The 26443-nt window shown below is 63.2% G+C and carries 25 protein-coding genes and 2 pseudogenes; 19 read left to right on the plus strand and 8 right to left on the minus strand.

The genetic code is table 11. The features are described from left to right. The 11 genes and pseudogenes from ASPHE3_RS20840 (at nt 1) to ASPHE3_RS20885 (ending at nt 12490) form a co-directional block, all read left to right on the plus strand. The gene (locus ASPHE3_RS20840; protein ID WP_009358107.1) at nt 1–288 is read left to right on the plus strand and encodes a hypothetical protein; all 288 of its coding nucleotides are present in this window, start codon (nt 1–3) and stop codon (nt 286–288) included. A gap of 11 nt (nt 289–299) precedes the next feature. Continuing rightward, nucleotides 300–1022, plus strand: coding sequence for a hypothetical protein (locus tag ASPHE3_RS20845; protein ID WP_011689723.1), 723 nt, complete (start codon nt 300–302; stop codon nt 1020–1022). Further along, a complete protein-coding gene (locus tag ASPHE3_RS20850; RefSeq protein WP_011689722.1) occupies nt 1022–2329 on the plus strand; it encodes a hypothetical protein in 1308 nt (435 codons plus the stop codon). The genes ASPHE3_RS20845 and ASPHE3_RS20850 overlap by 1 nt, the downstream gene beginning before the upstream one ends. A 1-nt stretch (nt 2330) precedes the next feature. Next, entirely contained in the window at nt 2331–3842 is a 1512-nt protein-coding gene (locus ASPHE3_RS20855) for an SCO6880 family protein (protein ID WP_011689721.1), read from the plus strand. Next, complete coding sequence (locus ASPHE3_RS20860; RefSeq protein ID WP_013603146.1) at nt 3842–5467, plus strand: hypothetical protein; 1626 nt, start codon at nt 3842–3844, stop codon at nt 5465–5467. The genes ASPHE3_RS20855 and ASPHE3_RS20860 overlap by 1 nt, the downstream gene beginning before the upstream one ends. Then, on the plus strand, nt 5467–7242 hold the full coding sequence (locus tag ASPHE3_RS20865) for a type IV secretory system conjugative DNA transfer family protein (RefSeq protein WP_013603147.1): 1776 nt from the start codon (nt 5467–5469) through the stop codon (nt 7240–7242). Before ASPHE3_RS20860 ends, ASPHE3_RS20865 begins: the two co-directional genes overlap by 1 nt. Further along, nucleotides 7235–7657 (plus strand): DUF4913 domain-containing protein, encoded by a 423-nt coding sequence (locus ASPHE3_RS20870; protein WP_013603148.1) that lies wholly within the window; start codon nt 7235–7237, stop codon nt 7655–7657. Before ASPHE3_RS20865 ends, ASPHE3_RS20870 begins: the two co-directional genes overlap by 8 nt. A 366-nt stretch (nt 7658–8023) precedes the next feature. Beyond that, a pseudogene (locus ASPHE3_RS20875) lies at nt 8024–9417 on the plus strand (IS1380 family transposase). Between the two features lie 212 nt (nt 9418–9629). Then, nucleotides 9630–11411, plus strand: coding sequence for an SIR2 family protein (locus tag ASPHE3_RS20880; protein ID WP_013603151.1), 1782 nt, complete (start codon nt 9630–9632; stop codon nt 11409–11411). A 266-nt stretch (nt 11412–11677) separates the two neighbouring features. Next, nucleotides 11678–11830: a hypothetical protein gene (locus tag ASPHE3_RS22400; protein WP_167537010.1), complete on the plus strand. Its 153-nt coding sequence runs from the start codon at nt 11678–11680 to the stop codon at nt 11828–11830. A 9-nt stretch (nt 11831–11839) separates the two neighbouring features. Then, entirely contained in the window at nt 11840–12490 is a 651-nt protein-coding gene (locus ASPHE3_RS20885) for a nucleotidyltransferase domain-containing protein (RefSeq protein ID WP_011689713.1), read from the plus strand. Nucleotides 12491–12792: 302 nt separating this feature from the next. On the opposite strand, the gene ASPHE3_RS20890 is transcribed toward ASPHE3_RS20885, so the two are convergent. Next, on the minus strand, nt 12793–13698 hold the full coding sequence (locus tag ASPHE3_RS20890) for a LysR family transcriptional regulator (protein WP_011689712.1): 906 nt from the start codon (nt 13696–13698) through the stop codon (nt 12793–12795). Between the two features lie 145 nt (nt 13699–13843). On the opposite strand from ASPHE3_RS20890, the gene ASPHE3_RS20895 reads away from it, so the two are divergent. From ASPHE3_RS20895 to ASPHE3_RS22795, 8 genes and pseudogenes are all read left to right on the plus strand, one after another. After that, nucleotides 13844–14872: an amidohydrolase family protein gene (locus ASPHE3_RS20895; protein WP_013603153.1), complete on the plus strand. Its 1029-nt coding sequence runs from the start codon at nt 13844–13846 to the stop codon at nt 14870–14872. A 17-nt stretch (nt 14873–14889) separates the two neighbouring features. Then, the gene (gene ligK, locus ASPHE3_RS20900; RefSeq protein WP_409372061.1) at nt 14890–15576 is read left to right on the plus strand and encodes a 4-carboxy-4-hydroxy-2-oxoadipate aldolase/oxaloacetate decarboxylase; all 687 of its coding nucleotides are present in this window, start codon (nt 14890–14892) and stop codon (nt 15574–15576) included. Then, the gene (locus ASPHE3_RS20905; RefSeq protein WP_011689794.1) at nt 15576–16514 is read left to right on the plus strand and encodes an amidohydrolase family protein; all 939 of its coding nucleotides are present in this window, start codon (nt 15576–15578) and stop codon (nt 16512–16514) included. Before ligK ends, ASPHE3_RS20905 begins: the two co-directional genes overlap by 1 nt. Before the next feature lies 1 nt (nt 16515). Beyond that, nucleotides 16516–17817 (plus strand): protocatechuate 4,5-dioxygenase subunit alpha/beta, encoded by a 1302-nt coding sequence (locus ASPHE3_RS20910; protein WP_013603154.1) that lies wholly within the window; start codon nt 16516–16518, stop codon nt 17815–17817. A 37-nt stretch (nt 17818–17854) separates the two neighbouring features. Further along, nucleotides 17855–18796: a Gfo/Idh/MocA family oxidoreductase gene (locus ASPHE3_RS20915; protein ID WP_041653752.1), complete on the plus strand. Its 942-nt coding sequence runs from the start codon at nt 17855–17857 to the stop codon at nt 18794–18796. 26 nt (nt 18797–18822) lie between these two features. Next, nucleotides 18823–19767 (plus strand): aldo/keto reductase, encoded by a 945-nt coding sequence (locus ASPHE3_RS20920; RefSeq protein WP_013603155.1) that lies wholly within the window; start codon nt 18823–18825, stop codon nt 19765–19767. Next, the gene (locus ASPHE3_RS20925; RefSeq protein ID WP_011689790.1) at nt 19764–20462 is read left to right on the plus strand and encodes a substrate-binding domain-containing protein; all 699 of its coding nucleotides are present in this window, start codon (nt 19764–19766) and stop codon (nt 20460–20462) included. Before ASPHE3_RS20920 ends, ASPHE3_RS20925 begins: the two co-directional genes overlap by 4 nt. Nucleotides 20463–20761: 299 nt before the next feature. Next, nucleotides 20762–20884 (plus strand): annotated as a pseudogene (locus tag ASPHE3_RS22795) (manganese catalase family protein); the annotation flags it as partial. A gap of 6 nt (nt 20885–20890) precedes the next feature. Here the strand turns inward: ASPHE3_RS22795 and ASPHE3_RS20930 are convergent. From ASPHE3_RS20930 to ASPHE3_RS20960, 7 genes are read right to left on the minus strand one after another with little or no spacing between them, the layout of a single operon-like run. Next, the gene (locus tag ASPHE3_RS20930; RefSeq protein ID WP_011689789.1) at nt 20891–21691 is read right to left on the minus strand and encodes an IclR family transcriptional regulator; all 801 of its coding nucleotides are present in this window, start codon (nt 21689–21691) and stop codon (nt 20891–20893) included. A 47-nt stretch (nt 21692–21738) separates the two neighbouring features. Next, a complete protein-coding gene (locus tag ASPHE3_RS20935) occupies nt 21739–22485 on the minus strand; it encodes a class II aldolase/adducin family protein (protein ID WP_011689788.1) in 747 nt (248 codons plus the stop codon). Continuing rightward, nucleotides 22485–23717 (minus strand): NAD(P)/FAD-dependent oxidoreductase, encoded by a 1233-nt coding sequence (locus tag ASPHE3_RS20940; RefSeq protein ID WP_011689787.1) that lies wholly within the window; start codon nt 23715–23717, stop codon nt 22485–22487. Before ASPHE3_RS20940 ends, ASPHE3_RS20935 begins: the two co-directional genes overlap by 1 nt. Beyond that, entirely contained in the window at nt 23718–23912 is a 195-nt protein-coding gene (locus ASPHE3_RS20945; RefSeq protein WP_013603014.1) for a ferredoxin, read from the minus strand. Nucleotides 23913–23929: 17 nt separating this feature from the next. Further along, nucleotides 23930–24268: a hypothetical protein gene (locus ASPHE3_RS20950; RefSeq protein ID WP_011689785.1), complete on the minus strand. Its 339-nt coding sequence runs from the start codon at nt 24266–24268 to the stop codon at nt 23930–23932. Beyond that, nucleotides 24265–24864: a 3-phenylpropionate/cinnamic acid dioxygenase subunit beta gene (locus ASPHE3_RS20955; protein WP_011689784.1), complete on the minus strand. Its 600-nt coding sequence runs from the start codon at nt 24862–24864 to the stop codon at nt 24265–24267. The genes ASPHE3_RS20950 and ASPHE3_RS20955 overlap by 4 nt, the downstream gene beginning before the upstream one ends. A 2-nt stretch (nt 24865–24866) precedes the next feature. Beyond that, a complete protein-coding gene (locus tag ASPHE3_RS20960; RefSeq protein ID WP_011689783.1) occupies nt 24867–26330 on the minus strand; it encodes an aromatic-ring-hydroxylating dioxygenase subunit alpha in 1464 nt (487 codons plus the stop codon). Nucleotides 26331–26443: the final 113 nt, after the last annotated feature.

Here is a 26443-nt window from a genome sequence, read left to right on the forward strand (position 1 = left end):
ATGTTGTTCTCCAAGGCCATGGAATGGTCAAGCTTTGCCATCACCGAGATACCGAACCCGGGCACCGGTGAAGCGCCTCCCGGCTCTGAAGGTTTGCTGACAATCCTCAAATGGGTCGCATGGATCGTCTTCGGCCTGGCCGTGGCGGGCATCCTGATCACGGCCGGAACGATGATGATCAACAACCGACGCGGAGAGGGCGGGGAGCATGCCGGCCGTCTGGCATGGGTCCTCGGCGGGTGCATCCTGGCAGCCTCCGCCGGCGGCGTCGTAGGCGCCCTGGTCTAAGGAGCCGAGCCATGACTGAACCGACAGTGAACGAAGACCAGAACCCGCTGACCAAACCTAAGTTCATCATCTCGGCCGTTGTCGTGGCGATCATTGTCGCGCTCGGGGTAATCCTCGCCCTGGTTCCCAGAGGCGGCGGAACGGCGTCCCCTGAACCGGGCACCACCAGCACGAGCACCAGCAGCCAACCTACGGCGACGTCGGCAGCCAGCGTGTGCGGCCTGCCATCCGGTGACCAGGCCAAGCCGGCCACTACGCCCGCCGAGACCAAATGGGAATTGGTCGGCAAGATCGCCGCACCAACATCGCCCACACAGTTCGGCCCCGGCAAGACCGAAACAAACGGCCTCCGCTCCTGCTTCGCACACTCACCGACCGGTGCGTTGTATGCAGCGGCAAACATGACTGCGTTGTCCGCAGCTGGAAAAGCGGACCTCGTTTATCAGCAGTTGGCTGTACCAAGCCCGGAGCGAGATGCGGTGCTGAAGTCATCCCCAACAGCGGCCCCAAACTCCGTGACCGCCCAATTGGCTGGCTTCACATTTCGTTATTACGAGGCTGACCGAGCCGTTATTGATCTTGCATTCAAGGGTGCAAACGGAACCTTCGTCTCCATTCCCGTTCCGCTCCAGTGGTACGAGGGCGACTGGAAGTTCGTTGTGCCGGCTACAGGGGACACAGGTGCGCGACAGCTCAGTGACCTCAGTGGTTACGTTGAGTGGGCCGGTGTCTAATGGCTGACTGCTCCGGGTTGAATGCAATAAATCCCTTTTGCCAGGCAGGGGCGGCCATCGAAGATGTCGCCAATGATGCCGTCAAGAACATGGCGAAAGCGATTGCCGATGCCGTTGGACAAACAGTCCAAACACTCGGGACATTTTGGGTGAACGTGGGAACTCCCGCTTTAACCGCAGCCCCCGGAGGGTCCACCGCGAGTGACCCGGTGTTGTTCCTGCAGAACAGTCTCTACTTCTGGACGGCTTCCCTGGCTGTGATGTCTGTCCTCGTGGGTGCAGCCAAGATGACGATTGAGCGCAGGGGTGCACCCTTGCGGGATCTGGTGCGTTCGCTGGCGACCCTAATCGTCGTCTCCGGCGCCGGTGTGGCAGCAGTGGGACTGCTGACAGTCGCGGCAGATCAGTTCTCAGCCTGGATCATCACCAACTCCACGAACGGGACCTCGTTCAACGAAAACATCACCGCCCTATTGGCGCTCTCGGCCACCAGCCCGATCGGGTCGATCATGATCATCCTCCTGGGGCTCATCGCCATTCTGGCCTCCGTCATGCAGATCGTGCTAATGATCATCCGCGGTGGCCTGCTCGTCATCCTGACAGGGATCTTCCCTACGGCTGCCGCTTTCAGCAACACCGAGGCCGGCAAGGGTTGGTTCCAGAAGTGCACAGCATGGCTGATCGCTTTCATCCTCTACAAACCCGCGGCCGCCATTATCTACGCGACGGCCTTCCAGCTCAGCGGCACCAAGATCTTCGGAAACGTTGGTGACGGCAAGGACTTCGGCTCCGCGCTCCTGGCAACGGTCACCGGACTGGCTCTGATGATCATTGCCTTGTTCGCCATGCCAGCCCTCATGCGGTTCGTCACCCCGATGGTTGGCGCTGTCGCTGGCGGCGGTGGCGCTCTGGCAGCAGGGACGGTCGGCGCACTGGCTTCCGGCGCCATCAGCATGGGCACCGCCGGACGCGGCGGCGGATCCTCCACCAGCTCGACGACAACCAGCAGCACCTCGAGCCAAAGCCCCGGATCGCAGGGCCCCTCGGGCACTGGCAGCCAGGGAACGGCAGGAACGTCCGGCACAGCGGGGAAGACAGGTACCCGGAGCGCCGGAGCCACTGGCGCGGCAGCACCTACCGGTACCGGTAGTGCTGCGGCAGGCAGCGGAGCAGCCGCCAGCGGTGGCGCTGTGGCGGCGGGCGCGGGCGGTGTCGCCGTGCTGGCAGCACAGAAGGGCATTGAAGCAGGCCAAGCCGCTTCCGGGGCCATCAAAGACATGAGCGAAGAATCCACGGGGGGTGCCTGAAATGGCCGCTATCGAGAACACATACAGGGAACCGACCTACGGCAACTGGCGGCGTCCGCGCAAAGCGGGCATCGGCACCCTTGGTGGGCTGGCAACAGCCGGTTTGTTTGTTGGCCTCATCATCACGGTCATCTGTCTCTTTGTCGGCGGCTGGTTCGCCGGGCTCATTGCCCTGCTCGTCCTTGGGGTGGCGCTGGCCGTCGTCTCGGTGACCGACAAGCACAACAAGTCCGTAGGGGAGCGGATCTTCGCCCGGCTGGCGTTCCGCTCAGCACGGCGCAGACGCGCCAACATCTACCGCTCCGGTCCGTTGGGACTGACGCCTTGGGGCGAGTTCCAGCTACCTGGAATCTCTGCCGGTTCCAAGCTTTACGAGTTCACCGACTCCTATGGCCGCCCCTTCGCGCTGATCCACCTTCCCTCCACCGCGCACTACACCGTTGTCTTCGGCACCCAGCCCGACGGTGCGTCCTTGGTCGATCCTGAGCAGATTGATGCCTGGGTGGCTAACTGGGGCGGCTGGCTGGCCTCGTTGTCGAATGAACCTGCCGTTGTGGCTGCATCCGTCACGGTCGAAACCGCACCCGATTCCGGGGCACGGCTGCGCCGGGAAGTTGAATCGAACATCCATGACGACGCCCCTGACATTGCCAAGGCCATGCTCTGGGAGGCCTTGAACACCTACCCGCAGGGATCGGCCACGATCCGCGCCTGGGTCGCGCTGACGTTCAGCGCCGCTGCCCGGGCAGGCGGCAAGCGACGCACCGCAGAAGAAATCGCAAGGGACCTCGCTTCACGGCTTCCCAGCCTGACCGAGCGTCTGGAATCCACCGGCGCCGGGGCATGCGCACCATTGAACGCCCAGGAACTGTGTGAGGTCGTTCGGGTCGCATACGACCCTGCAGCGGCCCGGCTCATCGACGAAGCCCACTACCAGGGCACACCCGTTGACCTGGACTGGGGCGACGTCGGACCATCCGCCCACCAATCCAACTGGGACGGCTACCGCCACGATTCCGGGCACTCGGTGTCCTGGACGATGACAGGCGCACCACGCGGACACATCCTGGCATCAGCGCTGGGCCGCCTCGTCGCACCGCACGCGGAGATCGACCGCAAGCGCGTCACCTTGCTGTACCGGCCCATCGAAGCCGGCCGCGCGGCCGCCATCGTGGAGTCGGACCAGACCAGCGCCCTGACCCGGGCCTCCTCGACCAACCGGCCCACCGCCCGGGCCCTGGTTGATGCCCGTGCGGCGCAGGCCACCGCAGCGGAGGAAGCCAAGGGGGCCGGGCTGGTCAACTTCGGCATGGTGGTTACGGCCACGGTGCTGTCCTCCCGTGACCTTGAGGACGCCGTGGCCGTCGTGGAGGGCAACCTCGGCCCGTCGGCACGTCTGCTGTTGCGGCGCGCTTACGGCTCCCAGGATTCTGCCTTTGCCGCGTCCCTGCCACTGGGTCTGGTCCTGCCCAAGCACTTGAAGGTTCCCGAAGAGATCCGTGAGGCCATGTGATGTTCGGCAGCAAGACCAAGCACCAGCGCACACAGGCCCCGGCCCCGGCCACGAAGCTCGCCGCCGCGGTCGCCCGCCGCCCGGGCCTGCGGGGCTGGCGCGGCCGCGGACAGGGCGAAGCCGTCTACGTCACGGCAGCCGACGAATGGCGCGGCACCTCGGTCCAGGTCTGCGGTCTCTGGCCGTTCGTGGGCGGGTCCGGCACCCCGATCCTGGGAGTGCCAATCGGCGTTCACACCGACACCGGAGCGCCCTTCGGGGCCGATCCGATCAGCTGGTTCATGCACGGCATGATCAACAACCCATCCATGTTCGTCCTCGGCCTGCCGCACTACGGCAAGTCCACCCTGGTCCGGCACATCGTCCTGGGCCTGGCAGGCCGCAGCATCAACCCGTTGATCCTCGGTGACCTGAAGCCGGACTACGTTGACCTGATCGAAGCACTCGGCGGGCAGGTCATCAGCCTGGGCCCGGGGCGTGGCCACTTGAACGTCCTGGACCCCGGTGAAGCCACGGGAGCCGCCGTCAGGCTGCTCGCCTCGGCCGAGGAACACCGGGCCAAAGCGAACCGGACCCTGAACGAACCAGATGGCGACCAGGCAGCGGCCGCGCAGCTGCTCGCTGCCGCGGTGAAGGCGGAGAAGCTGGCCGAACAGCTGATGGCCGACTCGCACAACCGGCGCCTGAACATGATCACCGCGCTGATCACCATCGTGCGCAACGCCAAGCCCAGCGCCCATGAGGAATCCCTGATTGACAGGGCCCTGCACATCCTGGACGAGCGCCTGGACCGCGTTCCCCTGATCGGGGATCTGATCGAGGTCATCAAAGACGCCCCCGACGAACTGCGCGCGATCGCCCTGGACCGTGGCGACATGAGCCGCTACCTCGACGCGACCGACCAGCTGCGCCAATCGCTGTACTCCCTCGACGGCTCGGGCCGGTTCTCAGACATGTTTTCCCAGCCCACCGACCAGCCGATGGACCTGACCAAGCCCGTGGTCTTCGACCTGTCAGGGATCTCCGACACGCAGAGAGACATCCAAGCGGCCTGCCTGCTGGCCTGCTGGTCAACCGGGTTCGCCACCGTCCAGGTGGCCCACACCCTGGCCGACGCCGGCCTGGAACCGCGCCGGAACTACTTTGTCGTCATGGACGAACTCTGGCGGGCCCTGCGCTCCGGCGAAGGCATGGTCGACCGGGTTGACTCGCTCACCCGCCTGAACCGGACCGAGGGCGTCGGGCAGGCCATGATCACGCACACCATGAGCGACCTCGAAGCCCTGCCCACGGAATCCGAACGGATGAAAGCCCGCGGATTCGTCGAACGCTCCGGCATGGTCGTCTGCGGCGCGCTCCCCGGAGCAGAAATGGAAAAACTCAACAAAGCCGTCACCCTCTCCCGGGCCGAACAAGCCCGCCTCATCTCATGGGCTGACCCGGGGTCATGGACCGACGTCGGCGGCTCCCGCAAACGGGTACGCCCGGGCCTGGGCAAGTTCCTCTTCAAAGTCGGCGGCCGCCCCGGGATCCCGGTCGCCCTCAAGCTGACCACTGTCGAGGAATCACTGCACGATACAAATAAGCGTTGGACGATCAGCGGGAACGGGGAAGGGGAGAACTGATGGGTGCACCAAGCAGCGGCAAACGCTCCCGGATGGATGGCGAAACCATCCTGCTCTGGGTCTTCATCACCGTCGTGGTGCTCGGTGTCGGCTCCATTGCCGGGGCCGTGCACCTGGGGTCAATGTTGTCCGGTGATGGGCAGAAGCTGCCGGCGAACCCGTTTGAATTGGTCTTCGGTCTGCTCTCGCAGAAGGTGACGTGGCCCGCGGCTGCCACCTGGGTGCTGATCGGCTTCGGCGTCCTCATCATTCTCGTGGCCGTTCTGGTGGTGCGTGCGGTGCTGCGCAAACGGTCCAAGCGTTCGCGTGTGGACGCCGCCGCCCAGCACATGGCCAAAGGCCGAGACCTGCGCGCCCTGAGCCTGCGCGGGGCCACGGCCACCGCCGAACGGCTCGGAGTGAAAGGCTCACCCGGCGTCCCGGTCGGCAAGACCGTCCGGGGAGGGCAGATGGTCTACGGCTCCTGGGAAGACATGCACATCGACATCTGGGGACCCCGCACGGGCAAGACGACCTCCCGGGCGATCCCGGCGATCCTCGCCGCCCCGGGAGCGGCGTTGGTGACCTCGAACAAGCGGGACATCGTTGACGGAACACGCGACGTCCGCGCTGCCGAGGGCCCGGTTTGGGTCTTCGACCCGCAGTCCGTTGCGCTCGAGGAACCCACTTGGTGGTGGAACCCCCTGAGCTACGTCACGGACGAAGTGAAAGCGGCACGCCTGGCCGACCACTTCGCAGCCGGTTCCCGCGGCCCGGACGCCAAAACGGACGCCTACTTCGATCCCGCCGGCCAGGATCTCCTCGCCGGGCTCCTGCTCGCCGCAGCCCTCGACGGCCAGCCGATCACGCAGGTCCACACCTGGCTGACCCGGCCCGCTGACGATGAAGCAGTGGACATCCTCAAGGCCCACGGCTTCATCCAGACCTCCAACGCCGTGGGCGGCGTCATTAACGCACCGGAGAAGCAACGCGGCGGCGTGTACGGCACGGCACTGCAGATGGCCTCCTGCCTCACCAACCGCCAAGTAGCCCGATGGGTTACACCCCAGGGTGAGAAGGACGAGCGGCCCCAGTTCGATCCGGCAGAATTCGTCCGATCCAAGGGAACGCTGTACAGCCTTTCGAAGGAAGGCAAGGGCACCGCCGGCCCGCTGGTGACTGCCCTGACCGTGGCCACGGTCGAGGCCGCCGAAGAACTCGCCGTCCATTCACCCGGCGGCCGGTTGGCCACACCCATGGTCGGTGTCCTGGACGAAGCAGCCAACGTCTGCCGCTGGCGCGAACTGCCGAACCTCTACAGCCACTACGGATCCCGGGGCATCGTCCTGATGACCATTCTCCAGTCCTGGTCCCAAGGCGTTGAAGTGTGGGGCCGCGACGGGATGCGCAAGCTCTGGAGCGCCTCCAACATCAAGGTTTACGGCGGCGGGGTCGCCGAAGCCGAGTTCCTGAACGAGCTCGCGCAGCTCGTGGGGGAATACAGGTACTCCAACATGACCCGAAGCCGCTCCAAACAGGGCACTTCCTACAGCCACGACGACGACCGCAAGGAACGCACCCTGGACGTGTCGGATCTGGCCGCGTTTCCCCGCGGCCGGGCCATCATGTTCGCTTCCGGCGCCCCCGCTGCACTGCTGGAGACGGTGCCCTGGATGAGCGGTTCACAGGCTGATGCGGTACGCGCCTCCATCGCCGCGCACGACCCTGCGAACAAGCCCGCAGCCGCAATTGCGGGAGGGAACCGATGGATCGCCGCGGGAGCCTCTGATGCCTGAGGGCTTGGGGGAGTGGGACGACGAACTGGAGGACGACGCGGCAGCAACGGAGCCAGCCGAGGAGGAGTCGCAAGCTCCTGAGCTGTTCTACCCGAACGTCGCCCAATTCGTCAGCGAAAAGCTGGCCACCACCTACCGCCGGCAGCTCAACGTGCAAGGCGGAGTGACCTGGTGCCCGCAGTGGTGGAAGCACGCTGAAGCCATCAGCCGTCTCGAAGCACTTTGGCGTGCCTGGGAGTTCCTGCGCCTTGACAGCACCACAGGGATGAGCGTGTGGTGGCGCGACCACGCAGACCACCACATGTCCGTTCTGCTCTCAACAGATGGGCCGTTCAAGGGATGCACCCCGGACGACGGCCACCGCTCCAAACTCGCCCCTCTACCCTGCGAGGAACCACCCGCAGGGTTGTTCTAAAACCGAGTTGTTTGCCAACGCTCAAGGGTGACTACGCGGGCTGCCCACAGTTGGGGTCAATCCGGGTTATCCACGGCTGGAAATCGGGAGCCATCGGGAAAGCTCCCTCAGCAGCAGTAGCGGTGGATAACCCATCAGGATTGTCCCCGGCTGTGGGCAGTCGGAGCCAACAATCCGGACCAGCATTGGGCGCCCGGCCGTCAGGTGCGTCTAAGAGCGCTCGGTGGGCCCACAAAAACTTCTAGCCTCGGGATTTCATCGGGGGTGTGACCGGAGTCCGTAATTAAAGCCTGAAAGGTGCCTCTGACGTGGGAAAATGTAGTTACCACACCGCATTTTCTACGCACATCAGGGAGCACCTCGCAGGTGAACTACTTTACCGGTTTTTACCCGTCGGTCCGAGTTGATTCCTCCGGCGGGGGTGTGGTGTCTCAAGCCGGTGGCGTGATCCTGACGTCGATGGTGAAGGCGGCTGGTCTTGGCACCGGTTTGTCGGAGGCTTTGGAGCCGTGGCGCAAGCCCTTCGCCACGCACGACCCGGGCAAGATCCTCACCGATCTGGCCCTGTCATTGGCCACGGGCGGGGACAGTGTCTCTGACATTGACCGGCTCCGCAACGAGCCCGGGGTCTACGGGCTCGTTGCCTCTGATCCGACCATTAGCCGGCTGTTCAAGATCTTGGCAACTGTAAAGCCTGCCAAGGCGCTGGCGGCCATCAACGGCGCCCGTGCCAAGGCTCGGGCCCATGTGTGGGCGCAGGCCGGGAAGGACTCGCCCCTGCACGCGGTGAGCGCGGGGAACCCGCTGGTCATCGACCTCGACGCGTCCCTCCTGAATTCCCATTCAGAGAAGGAAGACGCCCGCCCAACGTGGAAAAAGGGCTTCGGATTCCACCCTCTGTGTTCCTTCCTTGACCACGGGATTCTGGGCACCGGTGAGCCGCTGGTGACCCTGCTGCGGCCCGGTAATGCCGGTTCCAACACGGTTGCCGACCACATCCAGGTCGTCAAAGACTCCGTCAAACAACTCCCGACGGGGTACCGGTCCGGGCGGAAAATCATGATCCGCACCGATTCCGCCGGCGGCACGCACGGGTTCCTGGACTGGCTCACTGCCAAGGGTCGCAACTTCTCCTACTCTGTGGGGTTTCCGATCCACGGCGCCGTGGCAGATGTCCTGCCCCTGGTCCCCACAGACGGGTGGACCAAGGCGTACGACAGCGACGGGGTTGAGCGCGACGGCGCCTGGGTCGCGGACATCACCGGCATGCTGGAGCTGTCCTCATGGCCTGCCGGGATGCGGGTCATCGTCCGCAAGGAAATCCCGCACGTCGGCGCCCAGCTGCGGATCACCGACATCGACGGGCACCGCTACACGGCCATCGCGACGAACCAGGAAAAGGCCAACTGGCCACGTTGGAGGTCCGCCACCGGCTCCGGGCACGCTGCGAGGACAGGATCCGCAACGCCAAAGACACCGGCCTGGCCAACCTGCCCTTCCACGCCTTTACCGGCAATGAACTCTGGTGCCACGTGGTCATGCTCGCCGCTGAGATCATGGCCTGGACCCAAATGATTGCCTTGAGCGGCACAAAGGCCAGACGCTGGGAGCCTAAGAAACTCCGCGCGAGGCTGTTCGAAATCGGCGGCAAAATCGCCAGCCACGCCCGCCGAACCACCCTGCACCTGGCCACAACAGCACCGGACGTGGCGCTGCTGCTCAAGGGAATGAAACGCCTCGCGGTACTGAGCCCGCCATAGCGGGACACCAACCGTCCGCCGCTCATCCAGACAGAACCAGCACCACCGTGACCGGCGTGGAACCCGTCACCGACAACCGCCAGATGGTCAGCGGTCATTACTGTCACACCCAAATGCCACAATGGCAACCCTCAGGCAGCCAGTAAGCCCTGATCCACTGAAAACGGCGCCTCATGAAAGATCGAGGCTAGGCACTGACCTATTGTGGCGTTATGACTCCGCGCACCATCGATCCCCGCATCAGCCTCGCACTGTCCGTACAAGCCCAGCCCGGTGTTTATGCCCTCCTTATCGGTTCCGGAACTTCCACCGGGGCCGGGATCCCCACAGGCTGGGGAGTCATCAATGACTTGGTGCGCCAAGCCGCAGCAGCAGAGGGCACAACACTGAGTGCTGACCCCGCCGACGAGGAAATAGATGAATGGTGGGTTAACCATGGTGATGGCAACGAGCTCGGATACTCCGGGCTCCTTGAATCACTAGGCCGAACGCCTGCCGCCCGCAGCGCACTCCTGCACAGCTACTTCGAACCAAACGACGAGGATAGAGCGGACAACCGCAAGGTGCCCGGTAAGGCACACCACGCAATTGCTGAACTCGTGCAACGAGGAGCCATACGTGTTATCCTCACCACCAATTTCGACAGCCTCATCGAGCAAGCACTAGATCAGGCGTCCGTTCCGTACCAAGTGCTGTCCTCAGAGAGTGCTATCAAAGCGCGAAAGCCACTGCACCATGCTGACTGCACTGTCATAAAGCTTCACGGGGATTACAAGTCACTTGACCAGAAAAACACGCTGGCCGAGTTGACCGACTACGGGCAGGCAACACGTGAAATTCTCCACGAGGTCATGGAAAACTTCGGGCTGATCATTAACGGGTGGTCAGCCGACTGGGACAAAGCATTGGTAGAGGCGCTGGAAGGCCGCCAGAGTCGCCGCTATCCGTTGTACTGGACTACGTTGTATGGCCCAGGGCCTGCGGCCGCCGCGCTGATCGAACAACATGGAGCCGCCGTTATCAGCGGCGTCACCGCCGACGAATTCTTCCCAGACCTGCAGCAACGGCTCGAATCCCTAGATTCTCTTGCCGCACCGCAGCTAACTGAAGATATGGCAATCGCCCGCCTCAAGAGGCTCCTTCCGTACAGGGAGTCCTACATCGAGATATGTGAACTCTTGACCAGTGAAATCAGAACGCTGGCCTCGTACATCCGTGAGCGCGGGGGTTCCTTTCCTCCTGGTGGAGATTACGCAACTGCCTTCGATAATGAATGTTTGTCCCTCCGTAACCGCTCGCAAACTCTGATTCGTCTAATCGCGACCGGTGTGGCATTTGACCGTGACCGCATTCACGGTGACCTTTGGGTGTGGGCGGTTCAGCAGCTCATGAAGGCGAGAGGGCAGGTTTCGTCCTTTCAGGAAGGCTGGTTCAATTTGGCCCATTACCCTGCCCTATTGGCTCTACGGGCCATAGCGATGATTGCTGTCACCGAAGACCGCGAGGACGTGTTTATCCGAGCGGCGAGTGAGCCGAAGTGGAAGGATGCCTATTCCGGCCGCGATCCCGAACCTGCCTTCCTGGTTCTGCAGGACGAGAGGGTTGTTTCCTACGACTTAGCAAAAGCAGCGCCGCGATGGAACGGGACGCAGTGGATGTATCCGCAAAGCGAGCTGATTTCAGATGACATGCAAGCCCTGATAGGCCATCTGGTTGGATCTGGCGACGATTACAAGAAGGCCTTTTGTCAGGCCGAGTACCGCATGGCGTTAGCTCACGTGTTCCTTACTACTCGATCAAGCCGTCCCTCGGCAGGCAAGTATTGCTATGCAGCCACGCGTGGTGGCGACAAGAACATGTGGCAAAAGGACTTCGAACTCAACGGCGACCGTCAGGCGTGGCGTTGGTTACCGTCCCCTGATGGAGAAGCAGATCCTTTCGCCACAAAACTTGACGAACTCGCCACGGTCCTAGCCAGGCTGGAGCGCTGGTAAGGCGGCCGCCTGCAGTGCAACGGGCAGGGACACTCTGTACTGCCCCGAGCAGAAGCCACACTTTACAGCTGTTCTGCCGGGGCCAGTAGCAGGGAGGTGGGACTTGGGCGGGAATATATTTCTTCCGCGTCAAGACTGTCAGGATGGGACCTAAGATCTCCTCGGTCGTGTGCCCAGAAATACCGAGCCGAACCCTATTCTGACGGCCATTGAGGAGGGCACCTGACGTCAGGTTGGGGTTGTAAGCATTTGACGACTCACGTCCCATGAACCAATTCCGCATTTATGCAGGACAGGTGGGCCTTTGCGGCGGTGACTGCGTTCAGACGCTGGAGCCTGAATTTGTTGTTGGATTGTTTGCTCCCGCAGGTTTCCTATTCGATCCCCTTGCCATTCAAACCACCACCGCCCACGGGTAGCCTTGAGCCATGACCCCATCCACACCCACCCTCGCGACGCGCTGGGAACCCTTGCCCCCTCGAGTCGTGGCGGAGCTGCTCGGGCCGTCATCGGCGCGTTGGTGGTTGTCCGGAGGGGTGGCGCTCGACCACTGGCTCGGCACTAACACTCGCGAGCACGACAATATCGATGTCAGCACGACGATCGCGGACCTGCCCCAAGTGGTGCAGGACTTGCCGGCGCCGTTTAGCGCGTGGGCTCCGTCAGGCGACGGCGTTGTCCCTTGGGCAGAGGCTGATATGGATGCCGATCTGCAGCCGATCCGTATCCATGATGACGCAACGGGGGCATGGGTAATGCAGGTCGACGTCGAGGACGGCACGGATAGCCTCTGGGTTTATCGACGAGATCCCCGACTGCAACTGCCGTGGGATCGTGCGGTGATCGACGTCGACGGCATTCCGACCGGGGCGCCCGAGGTGCAGCTGGTCTGGAAGGCGCTGCGTCCCCGCCCGGAGGACGACGCCGACAAGGATGCGGTACTACCGGAGCTCTCAAACGAAGCCCGCGCCTGGTGGGAACACGCGATTCTAACGATCCACCCGCACTCGTCATGGTCGATCCATGTGCGTACCCCGTTCGCTCCGGGTAAGGCCAGCTGGAACAGGACGAGACGCTAGCGCTCCGCTTGGGCCTGCCGGCGACGGGAAGCCTGACTGCCCTGCCTGTGTCGCGTCGATGAGGTGGCCTACGATCCGGCCGATTCTCAAGAGCGAGTGGTATCACCCTGCAGGACGTGGTCGGGCATTCTCCCAGTGCCGTGAGTGACGGCTGCCTTCATTAGAAGAACCTCGTCATGCTGCCAGACAATCTCGAGGTCGACTGGCGACACCGGGTCCCACCGTCCCCACCGACCTCTTCAGTGCGCCGATGCGGCGTGAGCGGCCTGTCCGATTTTTGAGATGCCCGCAGACGCTTATGACTATGACTTGTATTCATCCGCCGCAACCGCATCAAGCACCAGCGAGCGGAACCATCGCTGCGCCTGCGAGAGGCTGGCCTCGCGCCGCGTGTACAATTCCACCGGCGTGCTGTGCCCGGACCAGGGCAGCTCGGCGATGCGAAGGCGGGGGAACCAGCCACAGAACACCCCCGCTACATGTCGAGGCAGCAGAACGACCAGATCCGTCGCCTCGAGCACGGCGGGCACGGTGCCGTATTCCTCCATGGTCAGCACGACCTGGGACATCAAGTCGTGTTCGGTCAGCGCCTGCACAGGATATACGTGCCCGCCACGGGCGGAGACCCGTACAAAGCGCCTCCCCTCGAACATGTCAGGCCCGGTCGCGGGCAGTGGATGCGACCCGGACGACAGAGCCACGTATTCGACCGAACGCACGTGCGTCCTCCACAGCCGCGGTGTAGCGATCCGCGACACGGTCAGTGCCAGATCGATGGTGCCGCGGATTAGCCCGCCCTCGACCTCGTCCGAATCGAGCCGTTCTACCTGAATTCGCGGATCGGCGCCGGCCCGCCCGAGGGCGGTCATGATCGGTGGGAGGAACGTCTGCTCGCCGATCGAGGTGAGTCCGAGGAAGAGTTCGCCGCTGAATCCGGTCGGTTCGAATACGTCCGATCCCATGACGGTCGCGTCTATTTGTGCCAAGGCGTTGTGTAGGGGCCCAAACAGTTGCGTCGCCTTCGCGGTCGGCACCATGTCGTTCCCTTCGCGACAGAACAGCTCGTCGCCGAACCGCTCCCTCAGCCGCTTCAGGGAATAACTGACCGTGGGCTGTGTCACGTGCAGTCGTTTGGCGGCGCCCGTGACGCTGCGCAGCTCGTAGAGCGTGACGAATGTCCGGAGCTGGTTGAGGTCGGTGAACATCATGCCATAGATCCTATCTATGTCTCCGTCTTTACATATCTATTCGACCACTGCAGCAAACACCCCTAGAGTCAATTTGGGGCAGCACTGATCCAACGAAGTGCAGCTGCTTTCGCACCGTTTACACTCAGTGACAAGGACGACACGCGTGATTATCGACATCCACGGCCACTACACCACAGCTCCAACACAGCTCGGAGCCTGGCGTGATCTGCAGATCGCGTTCACTGAAGGACGCACGGACGCTCCTGACCCTGCGACCCTGCGCATCAGCGATGACGACATCCGTGAGACCATCGAGGCCAACCAGCTCAAGCTCATGAACGAGCGCGGCAGCGACGTCACCGTATTCAGCCCTCGTGCCTCGTTCATGGCCCACCACATCGGAGACCTCGCTGTGAGCGAGACCTGGGCCCGGATCTGCAACGACCTGTGCGCCCGCGTCAGCGAGCTCTACCCCGAACGCTTCCTAATGGGGGCGATGCTCCCACAGTCCCCCGGTACGGATCCCGCGACGAGCGTTGCCGAGCTTACGCGCGCCGTCGAGGAACTCGGCGCCGTCACCGTGAACCTCAACCCCGACCCGTCCGGCGGCAACTGGACGTCCCCGCCGCTGACCGATCGCTCGTGGTACCCGGTATACGAGAAACTCGTCGAATACGAGATCCCTGCGATGGTGCACGTCAGCACGTCGTGCAACCCGGCCTTCCACACGACCGGAGCGCACTACCTCAATGCCGACACCACCGCGTTCATGCAACTACTCCAGGGCGACCTGTTCGGCGACTTTCCCGAGTTGAAGCTCGTAATCCCTCACGGCGGCGGCGCCGTTCCCTACCACTGGGGGCGCTTCCGTGGGCTCGCAATGGCGCTGGGCAAGCCCGTAATCGAGGAGCACCTGCTGAACAACGTGTTCTTCGACACCTGCGTGTACCACCAGCCGGGCATCGACCTTCTCACCAAGGTCGTCCCGACCGAGAACATCCTGTTCGCGAGCGAGATGATCGGCGCCGTGCGCGACGTCGACCCGCGCAGCGGACACTACTTCGACGACACCAAGCGGTACGTCGACGCCACCACCAACCTGAACGACGCGCAGCGCGCGCAGGTGTTCGAAGACAACGCCCGCCGTGTCTACCCACGGCTTGACCGCGCCCTTATTGCGCGCGGGCTCTGAGAGGACCATCAATGCGACTGAACAACCTCGGCATCGTCCGCACCAACATCGAACGTCCGGATCCCACGGACGTCAAACGGCTTTCGCAGTTCGGCGTCTCCACTATCCATGAGGCGATGGGGCGAGTCGGGCTCCTGCGCCCCTACATCAGGCCGGCCTACACCGGCGCTAAGCTCTGTGGTCCGGCAGTGACCGTGCTGCTACAGCCTGGTGACAACTGGATGTTCCACGTCGCCGTCGAGCAGGTGCAGGAAGGCGATGTGATCGTCGCCGGCTGCACTACCGAAAGCGAGGACGGCTTCTTCGGCGAGCTGCTCGCCACCTCGCTGACCGCCCGCGGCTGCAAGGGCTTGGTGATCGACGGTGGTGTCCGCGACGTCGCCGATCTGGAGAAGATGGATTTCCCGGTGTTCTCCCGCGCTGTCAACGCCAAAGGCACGGTCAAGGCCACCCTCGGATCGGTGAACATCCCCGTAGTGGTCGCGAACGCCGTGGTGAACTCTGGCGACGTGGTCGTGGCCGACGTCGACGGCGTCGTGGTTGTCCCGCGCGAGCTTGTCAGAGCGGTGGCAGACGCCAGCCAGAAGCGCGAGGATAACGAGGAAGCCAAACGCATGAAGTTCCGCGAGGGCGCCTTGGGCCTGGATGTCTACGGCATGCGCGGGCCTCTCGCCAAGGCCGGCCTGGAATACGTGGAGAACTGATGATGACACACGGCGATACCACCGGAGATTTCGAGAAGTCGGAGGGCTGGCTCGACTGGTACGACGGACCGAGCACACCGACGTTCCGGCTGCCAGAGGGCTCTGTAGACGCCCACTGCCATGTGTTCGGGCCGGGCGGGCAGTTCCCCTACGCACCTCAGCGCAAGTACACTCCATGCGACGCCTCGGCGTACCAGCTGTTCGCCTTGCGAGACCAGCTGGGATTCGACCGGAACGTCATCGTACAGGCGACATGCCACGGTTCCGACAACCGGGCCCTGGTCGACGCATTGCAGCGTAGCGAAGGTCGCGCCCGCGGTGTTGCGACCGTCCGCCGTGACGTGACCGACGATCAACTCGCCGAGTTGCATGAGGCCGGGGTACGGGGCGTCCGGTTCAACTTCGTGAAACGTCTGGTCGACCGCGTGCCCACCGACTCGCTCGAGGAGATCGTGGCCAAGATCGCGCCACTTGGATGGCACGTTGTGATCTACTTCGAAGCCGAGGATCTGCCCGAGCTGTACGACTTCTTTTCGTCGATCCCGACCGACTTGGTCGTCGATCACATGGGACGGCCCGACGTTACCAAGGATCCGGACGGTCCCGAGTTCGAACTGTTCCTGCGATTCATGCGTGAGAACACTAACGTGTGGACCAAGGTCTCCTGCCCAGAGCGTCTGTCCGTCACCGGCCCCCGCGCCCTCGAAGGCGAACAGCACGCCTACCGCGACGTCGTCCCCTTCGCCCGCCGCGTAGTCGAGGAGTTCCCCTCCCGCGTCCTCTGGGGAACCGACTGGCCGCACCCCAACCTCAAGGACCACATGCCCGACGACGGGCTTCTGGTCGACTACATCCCGCAGATCGCGGCGACGTCGGAACTGCAACGGCAGCTGCTTGTCGACAATCCTCGCCGCCTCTACTGGCCCGAAGGAGTATGACATGACACTCGACAAACCATACAATGACGTCCCTGGCACCACCATCTTTGATGCCGACCAGGCCCGAAAGGGCTACAACCTAAACCAGTTCTGCATGTCGCTGATGAAACCGGAGAACCGCGAACGGTATCTGGCCGACCGCGGTGCGTACCTGGACGAGTGGCCTCTCAACCCGGTGCAGCGCCAGGCGGTGCTCGACATCGACCTCAACACCTGCATCGCCGAGGGCGGGAACATCTACTTCCTGGCCAAGATCGGCGCCACTCACGGCCTGAGCTTTCAGCAGATGGCCGGCTCGATGACGGGCATGTCTGAGGCCGCGTACCGAGACATGATGATCGGCGGTGGGCGCCGCCCGGAGGGAAACCGCCTCAAGGACCTCGACGGATGGACGCCTCCTGAGCCCGGCGAGAAGGCGGAGACGGTGCGGCAGGATGCTCCGGCGCAGTACACCTCGGCACTATTCACCTCGCACGTGCCGGCGATCGGCGCAGCGATGGACCTCGGTAAGACCGAGGAGCCGTACTGGAAGAAGGTGTTCTCCGGGTATGAGTGGACGCGAGAGTGGGCCAAGGAGAACCTGCCCGACGTCGTCATCCTGGTGTACAACGACCACGCCACAGCCTTCGACTCCTCGATCATCCCGACCTTCGTACTCGGCACCGGCGCGGAGTACCCGGTCGCGGACGAGGGCTATGGCCCCCGCCCTGTGCCCGACGTCAAAGGCTATCCCGAGCTGGCCGCACACATCGCCCAGTCCGTGATCCAGGATGACTTCGACCTCACGCTCGTCAACGAGATGGTCGTGGATCACGGCCTCACGGTGCCGCTGTCGCTTGTGTATGGCGATGTCGAGGAATGGCCCGTCAGGGTCATCCCCCTCGCCGTGAACGTTGTGCAGTATCCGGTGCCGTCCGGACGTCGCTGCTACGAACTCGGGCGTGCGCTCCGCCGCGCGCTGGACAAGTGGGACGGTGAGCCGCTCAACGTTCAAATTTGGGGAACCGGCGGCATGAGCCACCAGCTGCAGGGCCCCCGCGCTGGCCTCATTAACGAGGAGTGGGACAACGCATTCCTGGACCACCTCATCGCCGACCCCGTGGGCCTGACAGAATGGCAGCACATGGAGTACGTCGACGAGGCCGGTTCCGAGGGCATCGAGCTAGTCGACTGGCTCATCGCGCGCGGTGCGATGGATGATCAGTTCGGAGGCGAGAGCCCCGAGGTGAATCACCGCTTTTACCACGTGCCCGCGTCGAACACCGCCGTCGGCCACCTTGTTCTCACGAACCAGACCGACTGACCGCATCCGCAACAAAGGAGCCCCCATGACTGAGAAGATCCGTGTGGCCGTCGTCGGCGCCGCAGGCGCCTTCGGCATGAAACATCTCGACGGCCTGATGAACATCCCCGATGTCGAGGTAACCGTCGTCAGCGGCACGCGGCTCGAACCGACCCAGGCAGTTGCCGAGAAATACGGCGTCGAGAACGCCGTTGTCGGCCTGGACGCCGTGCTCGAGCGCGACGACGTCGACGCGGTGATCCTTGCGACGCCCACGGGGCTCCACGCGTCTCAGACCCAGGCGGTGCTCGCCGCCGGCAAGCACGTGCAGGTCGAGATTCCGTTGGCCGACTCGATCGTGGACGCCGAGGCAGCGCTCGAGGCGGCTGAATCATCCAATCGCGTCGCAATGGTCGGCCACACCCGCCGCTTCAACCCCTCGCACCAGTTGGTGCATAACCGGATCGCGTCAGGGGAGTTCCACGTGCAGCAAATGGACGTGCAGACGTACTTTTTCCGCCGCACCAACACGAACGCGAAGGGCGAGGCCCGGTCCTGGACCGACCACCTGCTATGGCATCATGCCGCGCACACCGTTGACTTGTTCGCCTACCAGGCAGGCAAGATCGTGCATGCGAACGCGATCCAGGGCCCGATCCACCCTGAACTCGGCATCGCGATGGACATGTCGATCCAGCTCAAGAGCGAGTCGGGCGCGATCTGTACACTGTCGCTGTCGTTCAACAACAACGGGCCGTTCGGCACGTTCTTCCGCTACATCGGCGACACCGAGACCTACATCGCGCGTTACGACGATCTCTACAACGGCCGTGAGGAGCCGATAGACGTGTCGCATGTCGCTGTCAGCATGAACGGTATTGAGCTGCAGGATCGTGAATTCATTTCGGCTATCCGCGAGGGACGCGAGCCGAACTCCTCGCTTCGCCACGTGATCGACTGCTACCGAGTGCTCGGCTCGCTTGAGAAGCAGCTGTCGTGAGGCTACCCCCCATCGGCCTGGGCTGTATGTCGCTGAGTCACGCGTACGGTGTCCCCCCGTCGCGTGACGAGGGGCTGACGATGCTGCGCACAGCTCTCGATGAAGGCATCGGGATGCTCGACACGGCAACACTGTACGGCGGCGGCCGCAACGAAGAGCTTGTAGGTGCTGCGATCGCGGGGCGCCGTGACGAGGTCTTCCTGGCGAGCAAGTGCGGGATGGCGTCCGTCGACGGCGTGAAAGTCATCGATGGACGCCCCGATACGCTGCGGGCACAGGTCGACGCTTCGCTGAGCCGCCTTGGCGTCGACTACATCGACCTGTACTACCTTCACCGGTGGGACAAGAAGGTGCCAATCGGCGATAGCGTCGGCGCGCTGGTCGAGATGGTCGCCGCGGGCAAGATCGGCGCAATCGGCCTGTCCGAGGTGTCGGTCGGGCGACTGCGCGAGGCGCAGGCAATCACCTCTATCGCAGCCGTGCAGAACGAGTACTCGCTGTGGAGTCGCAATGCCGAGCTTGGCATGCTCGACGCCACTCGCGAGGACGGCGTGACTCTGGTTGCGTTTTCGCCGGTCGGAAGGGGTTTCCTCGCCGATGCGATCAAGGACCCAACTGAGCTGTCCCCAAACGACATCCGCCGCAGTATGCCGCGCTTCCAGCCCGAGCACTGGGGTGCAAATGTGACGCTGCTGGCCTCTTGGCGAGAGCTGGCTGCGGAGGCCGGTTGCACCCCAGCACAGCTCGCGCTGGCCTGGCTGATCTCCCGCGGCGATCATGTTCTGCCGATCCCGGGAACAACGAGCGTCGCGCACCTGCGTGAGAACATGGCGGCGGCCGACATCTCTGTCGACGGCGCGCTGCTGACGCGGGCCGGCGAGCTGATTGGCACGGCCACCATCTCTGGCGCGCGATATGCGCCAGCATCTGCCGCCGAAGTAGACGCTGAGACTTTCGAGGATGCCGCATGAAAGCGATCTCGTCGATGGCCACCCGCCGCGTTCTCGCCGACCTTGCCGAAGCTGCCGCCGCGGCGGGGCTACCGCTTCTGCAGCTCGAATCCGTAGGCGGAGTGGACGCCGCCCAGCGGGTGACCGCCGGCGAGCCGTTCGACCTTGTGTTCCTCGCCGAGGACGCTCTCCAACGCCTCGCTGCCGAGCGGCACGTCGACCCGGCATCCATCGCCCCGATCGTACTGTCGGATGTCGCCGTAGGCGTGGCCGCACGCAGCGCCGATGCAGCAGCATGTTCCGGAGGCACGGCCTTTACGAATGCCGACGAGCTTCGCAGCGCCCTGCGCGCGGCATTCCGCATCGGATATTCCACCGGACCGAGCGGCCTTGAGCTGTTGCGAATGATCGACCACTGGGGCATGACCGATGAAGTCAGCGACCGGCTTGTGCAGGCCCGTCCAGGCGTGCCCGTGGCGCGCCTGCTCGCAGATGGTGAGGTCGATCTCGGCCTGCAGCAGCTCAGCGAACTGGTCGGGCAGCCCGGCGTGTGTATCCTCGGCGTCCTCCCGGCCGACTGCGCGATCAGCACGGTCTTCGCGGGTGCTGTCGCGACATCCTCCAACAACGCGGCTCGTGCTGCGGAGATGTTGGCTTTCTTCCGCTCCGACCTCGCGGCATCCATCAAGTCGTTGCACAGTTTTCGCGCGCCCTGAGGCCCTGCCGTGACGTCTTGACTGATACAGGTCCTGCAGACATTTACGTCGATGCGAGACGCGCCGACGACCGTGGAGAAGGAACAGGCGAAGCGCGGTCCTGCTTTCCACTTCGCACCGGGGTCCACGGTGAGCTGGGTCAAACGCCTGAGCTCGTTCGGCCCACCGTATGAGCCCGTAAGTTCCGAGACGGCCCCGGGCAGGCTGTTTGCCGCCGTGACCCGGCGTATGGCACAGTCCAATGCCGGATCCTCGTCAAGTCAGGTCTCGCGTACGGCGTCGATGCCCCCGCGGCAGCAGAAATCAGCCACTTCGAATTAGTCGGCTCCACCATCGCCCAGATCTTGGATGGACCCCCCGCTATGGAAGGCAAGGAAAGCGATCCCGTCAACGAGCCAGGAGCCAAGGGCGCCACCGCGCTGTGAGGGCTAAAGCAGCAGTCCTTGAAGGTCCTCAGCGGAGGTGCGAAGCATTTCCCCGAGTTCGGCTCGCAGCTTGTCGGACATGCGATGGGCGGGCACCGAAACGTTTATTCCGTAAAGCGTGCCGCTCGGTCCCGCAATCGATACGGCGACCGAAGTGACCCCGTCTTCGCTTTCTTCCCTGCTTGTCGCGTAACCAATGCGGCGAATTTCATCAAGTTCGGCTTCAAGGTCAACCCGCGACGTTATGGAGTTTCCTGTCAGGCCTGGGAGTTCCTTCTTCGGGTAGAGCGCATGTAGCTGCTCCTGGGTGAGCCGGCTCAACATCGCTTTTCCTGTAGCAGTGCAATTCGCCGGTAACGTGAGGCCTTGTCGGGAACCTACCCGCACTGCCCTTGAGCTTTCGATGGCATCGATGAATTGGGCATCTGTCCTCTCGAGACGGGCGAAGTGGACCGTTTCCCCTGTTTGCTGGAATAGCTGTTCAAGGACAGGGCGGGCGAGGGTCCTTATGTCCACTTGACGCCTGATGGCGAAAGCAATGGAGCTGAGCGCCTGGCCTGGCTCATAGGCGCGAGTAGCCGGATTTTGCCGCACGAAACCCCGGTAGAGCAACATCCCCATAAGCCGGTGCGCCGTCGAGGATGCGACTCCCAGATAGTTACTCGCATCTGTCAACCGGATGCTGGGTTGGGTTTCGAATAGCAGTAGCAGTCGCAATGCATTGTCAACAGATTCGATACGGTACTGCGGGGGCGGACCGTTTCTGGACTCGGTGTCTGTATTTGTTGACTGCATGCCTAACATCGTATCCAGCCCGAGTGCGGGTCTCTGTTTTCCTTTGGTGGCTAGCTTCACTCGGCGGCCTTCAGCCGGGCGAGTTCGTGTCTCCAGGCCGTTTGGGTGTTGAACGATCCACCCAGGTCGGGCAGTTCAGCCATGTCCGATTCTGGAAGGTCTGCGAGCTCTCCCCCGGATGCCGTTACCTGGAGTGACAACCCGGCAAGCGTATCTACGCTGATCGCCTGGAGCACTGCTTGCTCCACAGTCTCCGCGGCGCTGGTCAGCCCATGGCCGCGGAGCAGCACTATAGGACGGTCACCCATGGCGTGGAGCATTTCCGCCGCCAGCTGGCGGTTCCTGACCAGCACTCCTCGCGGGTACACGGGCACCCCGCCGGCTGCCAGGCGGGTCCCGGGAATATCGAAGGCTCCGACGATCGGGCGGACACCAAGCCCGGCGAGGTCCGCGGCGACAACCCGCGGCGGGTGCGCGTGGACGACCGCGTTAATGTCACTGCGTTGCCGTAACAGTTCGGTGTGCAGTGGAAGTTCGTTCGGGACGGCGTAGCCTCCCTCCAGCTCGCCCTCAGCAGCAGGGTTGCCGTCGAGGTCCACCAGGCGGATGTCGCTGGCTTCGGTGAATGCCAATCCTCGCTCCTGGGGGCCCCTGCATCGAACGAGCAGGCTGTTCTCGCCTATTCGGAGGCTGATATGGCCGAGGATTCCGTCTGCCAGGCCGCGGTGTGCCAGCACGCGGCAGGCCAATGCAATGGCTTCCCTTTCCGCGGCGTGTGCCGGGGGCGGCTGAGTTTGTCCCATTACGATGCCGTCAGTGGCTGGGGGTCCAGCATCGGTTCTAGTTTTTCCCGCAGTTCTTGGACCGTGATCCCCGGACCCATGCCCCGCCGGCATGCCAGAAGGGCCTTTGGCCAGTTCACGATCGCTGCACCGCTCAGGTTGGTACCGTCGACTGTGTAGAGGGCGGCAAAGCGGCCGTGAACTTCCGGATGCCCGATGGTAACGTGTTCGGCGTTTCCGCCCACCCGGCCTACCACCTGGATCTTCCAGTCATGTTGGTCGCTCCAGACGTATTCGACCGGAGTGTAGGCGCGGGGGTTCTCCGGATGGGTGATGTTGTAAGCCACGCACGCTGCCTGCTCGACGGCGTTCGTCCAGTGCTCAATCCGGATATCCTCGCCGTGTTTTTGGTGCCGCCACCGGGCAACGTCGCCGACGCCGTAGATTTGCGGGGCGTCCACCGTACGGCAGTATTCGTCGAGCACCAGTCCGTTATCCACGAGCAGACCCGAAGAACTGAGCCAGGCATCATTGGGAACGGCGCCAATTCCGACCAGAACTGTGGCGGCCTCCAGGTTCTGGCCGTTGGTGAGCCGCAGGGTGAAGGAGCCCTGTTCGCCGTCGATGGTCTCAACCCCGGTACCAAAGATCGTCGTCACGCCGTTGCTGCGGTGAAGGTCTCCGAACCATTGCCCGACTTCAGCATTGAAGATCCGGCTCATGGGGACCGGGAGGGGGTCAATGACTGTCACTTCCAGACCGAGTCCTCGTGCTGTCGCCGCGGCTTCTGCCCCGATGAACCCCGCACCGATGACAGCCAGCTGTCCCCCCTTTGCAAGATCTGCGCGAAGGCTGCGGGCATCGTCGAGGGTACGAAGAACATGGATGCCGGGCCGGTGTCCCCACGGGGAGGGCCGGGCAAAGGCGCCTGTGGCAATGACCAAGTTATCGAAGCGCAGAGCTTCACGGCCCTGCAGCTGGAGCAGGTTGCCCGCGACGTCGATCCCGGTAGCGGCATGTCCAAGCTCCAGTTCTATGCCCAGTTCCTGCGCCTGGTCGCGGTTCAGCAAGCAGGCGGAGGCTTCGGTCGCTGTACCCGCCAGGACGGCCTTGGACAAGGGTGGTTTGTCGTAGGGCAGTTCTGTTTCTTCACCGACGATGACGATGCGTCCTTCGTATCCCTCCAGGCGTAAGGACTGCGCCGTGCGCACGCCCCCGATGGAGGAACCGACGATGACAGTTACTGTATCCAACTAGTCCTCCACTATCAGGGCGGAAACGGGGCAGCTGCGGGCTGCCTCCACGACGCGGGCTCGGTCAGCCTCGGGTACCTCGGTCTTGAGGAGGACTACGATCCCGTCATCATCCAGATCGAAGTAGTCGGTCGCCCCGACAACGCAGTTGGCGTACCCTTGGCAGGCTGCGAGGTCTGCTTTTACGACAGGCATGTTCAAAGCTCCTTGGCCTAAGTTTTGCTGTTCTTCTTGAATTGGGGCGGCCGTTCATCCTCGGGGATGAGCGGACCGAAGGGATTTCCGATCATGGCGGAGAACGTTGCCGGCGCCTGCCAGGTCAGTGACTCAAGTTCCAGGGGGCACAAAGAGACCCACTGGCCGGAGCGCGGGGATGTGATCATCAGCCTGGAACCGTTGCGTGTCTCCACCCTGCTGATGTGCACTTCGGAAAACTCATTGGCAATGACGATCGGGGCGCCGGTGGTGTGTGCTTCCAGCCGGAGGCGTTCCTCTGCCGCGCGAATGGCGGCAAGGCGGTCTTCTTCCTCGCCTTCCCATCCGATTTTCATAGGAATATGGCCAGGTTCTGCATGCGGATAACCGATTCGTCCACCATGATGGTTCGGCGTGCGAGCTCCCATCCCGTTCCGGTACGGCGCAGCAGGTCTTCCCGGCCGGCGGACACCGTGGCTGCTTCACGCACGTCACCCCTGCTGCGGAAGAGCAGGACCGCCGAATCCACGATGATTTCATCCGGATTGTCTGTGCGGAATGTTCGAACGTTCGTGACGTAGTGGCGTAACCGTGAAGGCGGGTCTTCTGTCCAGGCATGTTCGGTGGCGAAACGCGCTACCCGCCGGCTGAGCGAGTACCTGTTTTCGTCGAGATGGGCCATGCCGGGGGACGTGGTGTATCCGGCGCCGAGGGCGGTCGTTACCCGGACCGGCATGAGATAGTGCACGTCTTCAGCGATTCGTGACATCCAGGCGTCGTAGTCCTGGGCGTCCAGGAGATAGGCTTCATCAACCAGCCAGCGGTGCGCCTGAAGGTGGAGCGCGTCGTCGAACGGGAGGGATTCTCCTGTTCTCTGGGTGCGCGGGGCATGCCCGCCCAGAACGGACTGTTCGGAAAGGGTCTTGCCGTTGCGGTCGGCTTCAACACTCATGGCTAGGCCTCCTCTGAAATGATCTGCGCAGTTGGGACAACGGTGCTTCCGGCGGGGGCCAGTGAAGGGCCCGCCCCGCCGGCCGGGGGTGCCTGAATCGGGTCGGTGCCGACGTGCAGCTGAGCCGCCTTCTCCATCGGCCGTCCCAAGTGGTCGGCCCACCGCCGCAGCAGTTCACGCTGGTTGTATTCGCTGTAGCCGATCCGGGTGGAACCTGGCCCTGAATACTCATCGGAGGTCAGCGGTTCTACAACGTTCTGCCCGTTTTCCAGCATGCCCATACGGCTGTTGAGCAGCAGGCGGCGGGCCATCGGGCCACCCGCCGTGCTCGTCAGCGAGACCCAGTTTTCAACGTCATCCTGTTCGAACATGCCGCCGCTGCCGAAGCACATGAGATAGGCCTTGTACGAAAGCGCCTTGAATTCCTCGGACGCGTTCTTGTCCACGGCGAACCAGGAAACGATCTCGGTCTCGTCTTCGCTGATGGGCTGCCATTGGCGGATGGAGATAAATGGGAGAACTTCGTCGGAGTCTTCTTCTACACGGGGCCAGTTATGGACGAAGCTCATGTTTGGGAAGACCGAGGCGGCCGACACCATGAACCCGTCCTTGCCCACGACATCGAGCTGCTCCTGGCTCCACTGTTCCTTCATCCGCGCGATCATGTCGTCCGGGTAACCGACGTAGCGCAGCCGGTCTTCCAGGGTGCCTTCGGGAAGCTTGTAGGTGGTTCCGCCGCCGTTACCGGCCCAGTACGTTGTGCCATCCTTGCGCTTCTCCGCCTTTGGCTCGCGGAAGAGGCCAATTTCAACCACCGACGTGTGCGTTTGGGGCGTGTGGTACATGTCGCCGGCGAAGTTTTCAGCACCGATCTTCCAGTTCGCCTTGACCCGCCACCGCTGAGGGCCGCGGAGTTCAATGCCGTCAGCACTTTGCTTGGTGTAGTAGTCCATGTAGAACTTGAAGTCGCCCAGGAAGTCCTCGAGGGGTTCCGCGTCGGGGTCAAGGCTAATGAAAATCAGCCCGTTATATACGCCCAGGGACGGGGCGGGAAGCAGGGTCTGCCCTTTTTTCTTGAAGCCCTCTTCGCCGCCGTAGGCCTCCTTATGGAACGGCAGGCCCACAATGCGTCCGTCATTGCGGTAGGACCAGCCGTGGTAGGGGCAACGGAAATGCGAGGCGTTTCCCATTTCGGCCCGGCAGACCTGCATTCCGCGGTGCAGGCACATATTGAAGAGGGCGCGGATTTCGCCCTGCTCGTCGCGGGAAATGATGAATGAGTCTTCCAGCACGCGGCGCACCACGTAGTCGCCGGCTTCTGGCACCTCCGACTCATGGGCGACGAAGAGCCAGCTCCGTCCGAAGAGGCGCTCCTTTTCGAGTTCGAAGATCTCCTTGTCGTTGTAGATGTGTGCAGGAATCATGCCTCGTTGCACGTCCTGGATGACGCTGGTCTGATCTGTCATGAAAGGTCTCCTTCGTTGGGCCCGCATGCTGGTTTCTCTGTTTTGCAGAGAATATTTCTGTATTCAAGAGAATGACTGAAAATGTGACGTTCGTCAACCCCTCTCACTTCAGA

Origin of the sequence: Pseudarthrobacter phenanthrenivorans Sphe3, assembly GCF_000189535.1 — a bacterium.
Classification (GTDB): Bacteria; Actinomycetota; Actinomycetes; order Actinomycetales; family Micrococcaceae; genus Arthrobacter; species Arthrobacter phenanthrenivorans.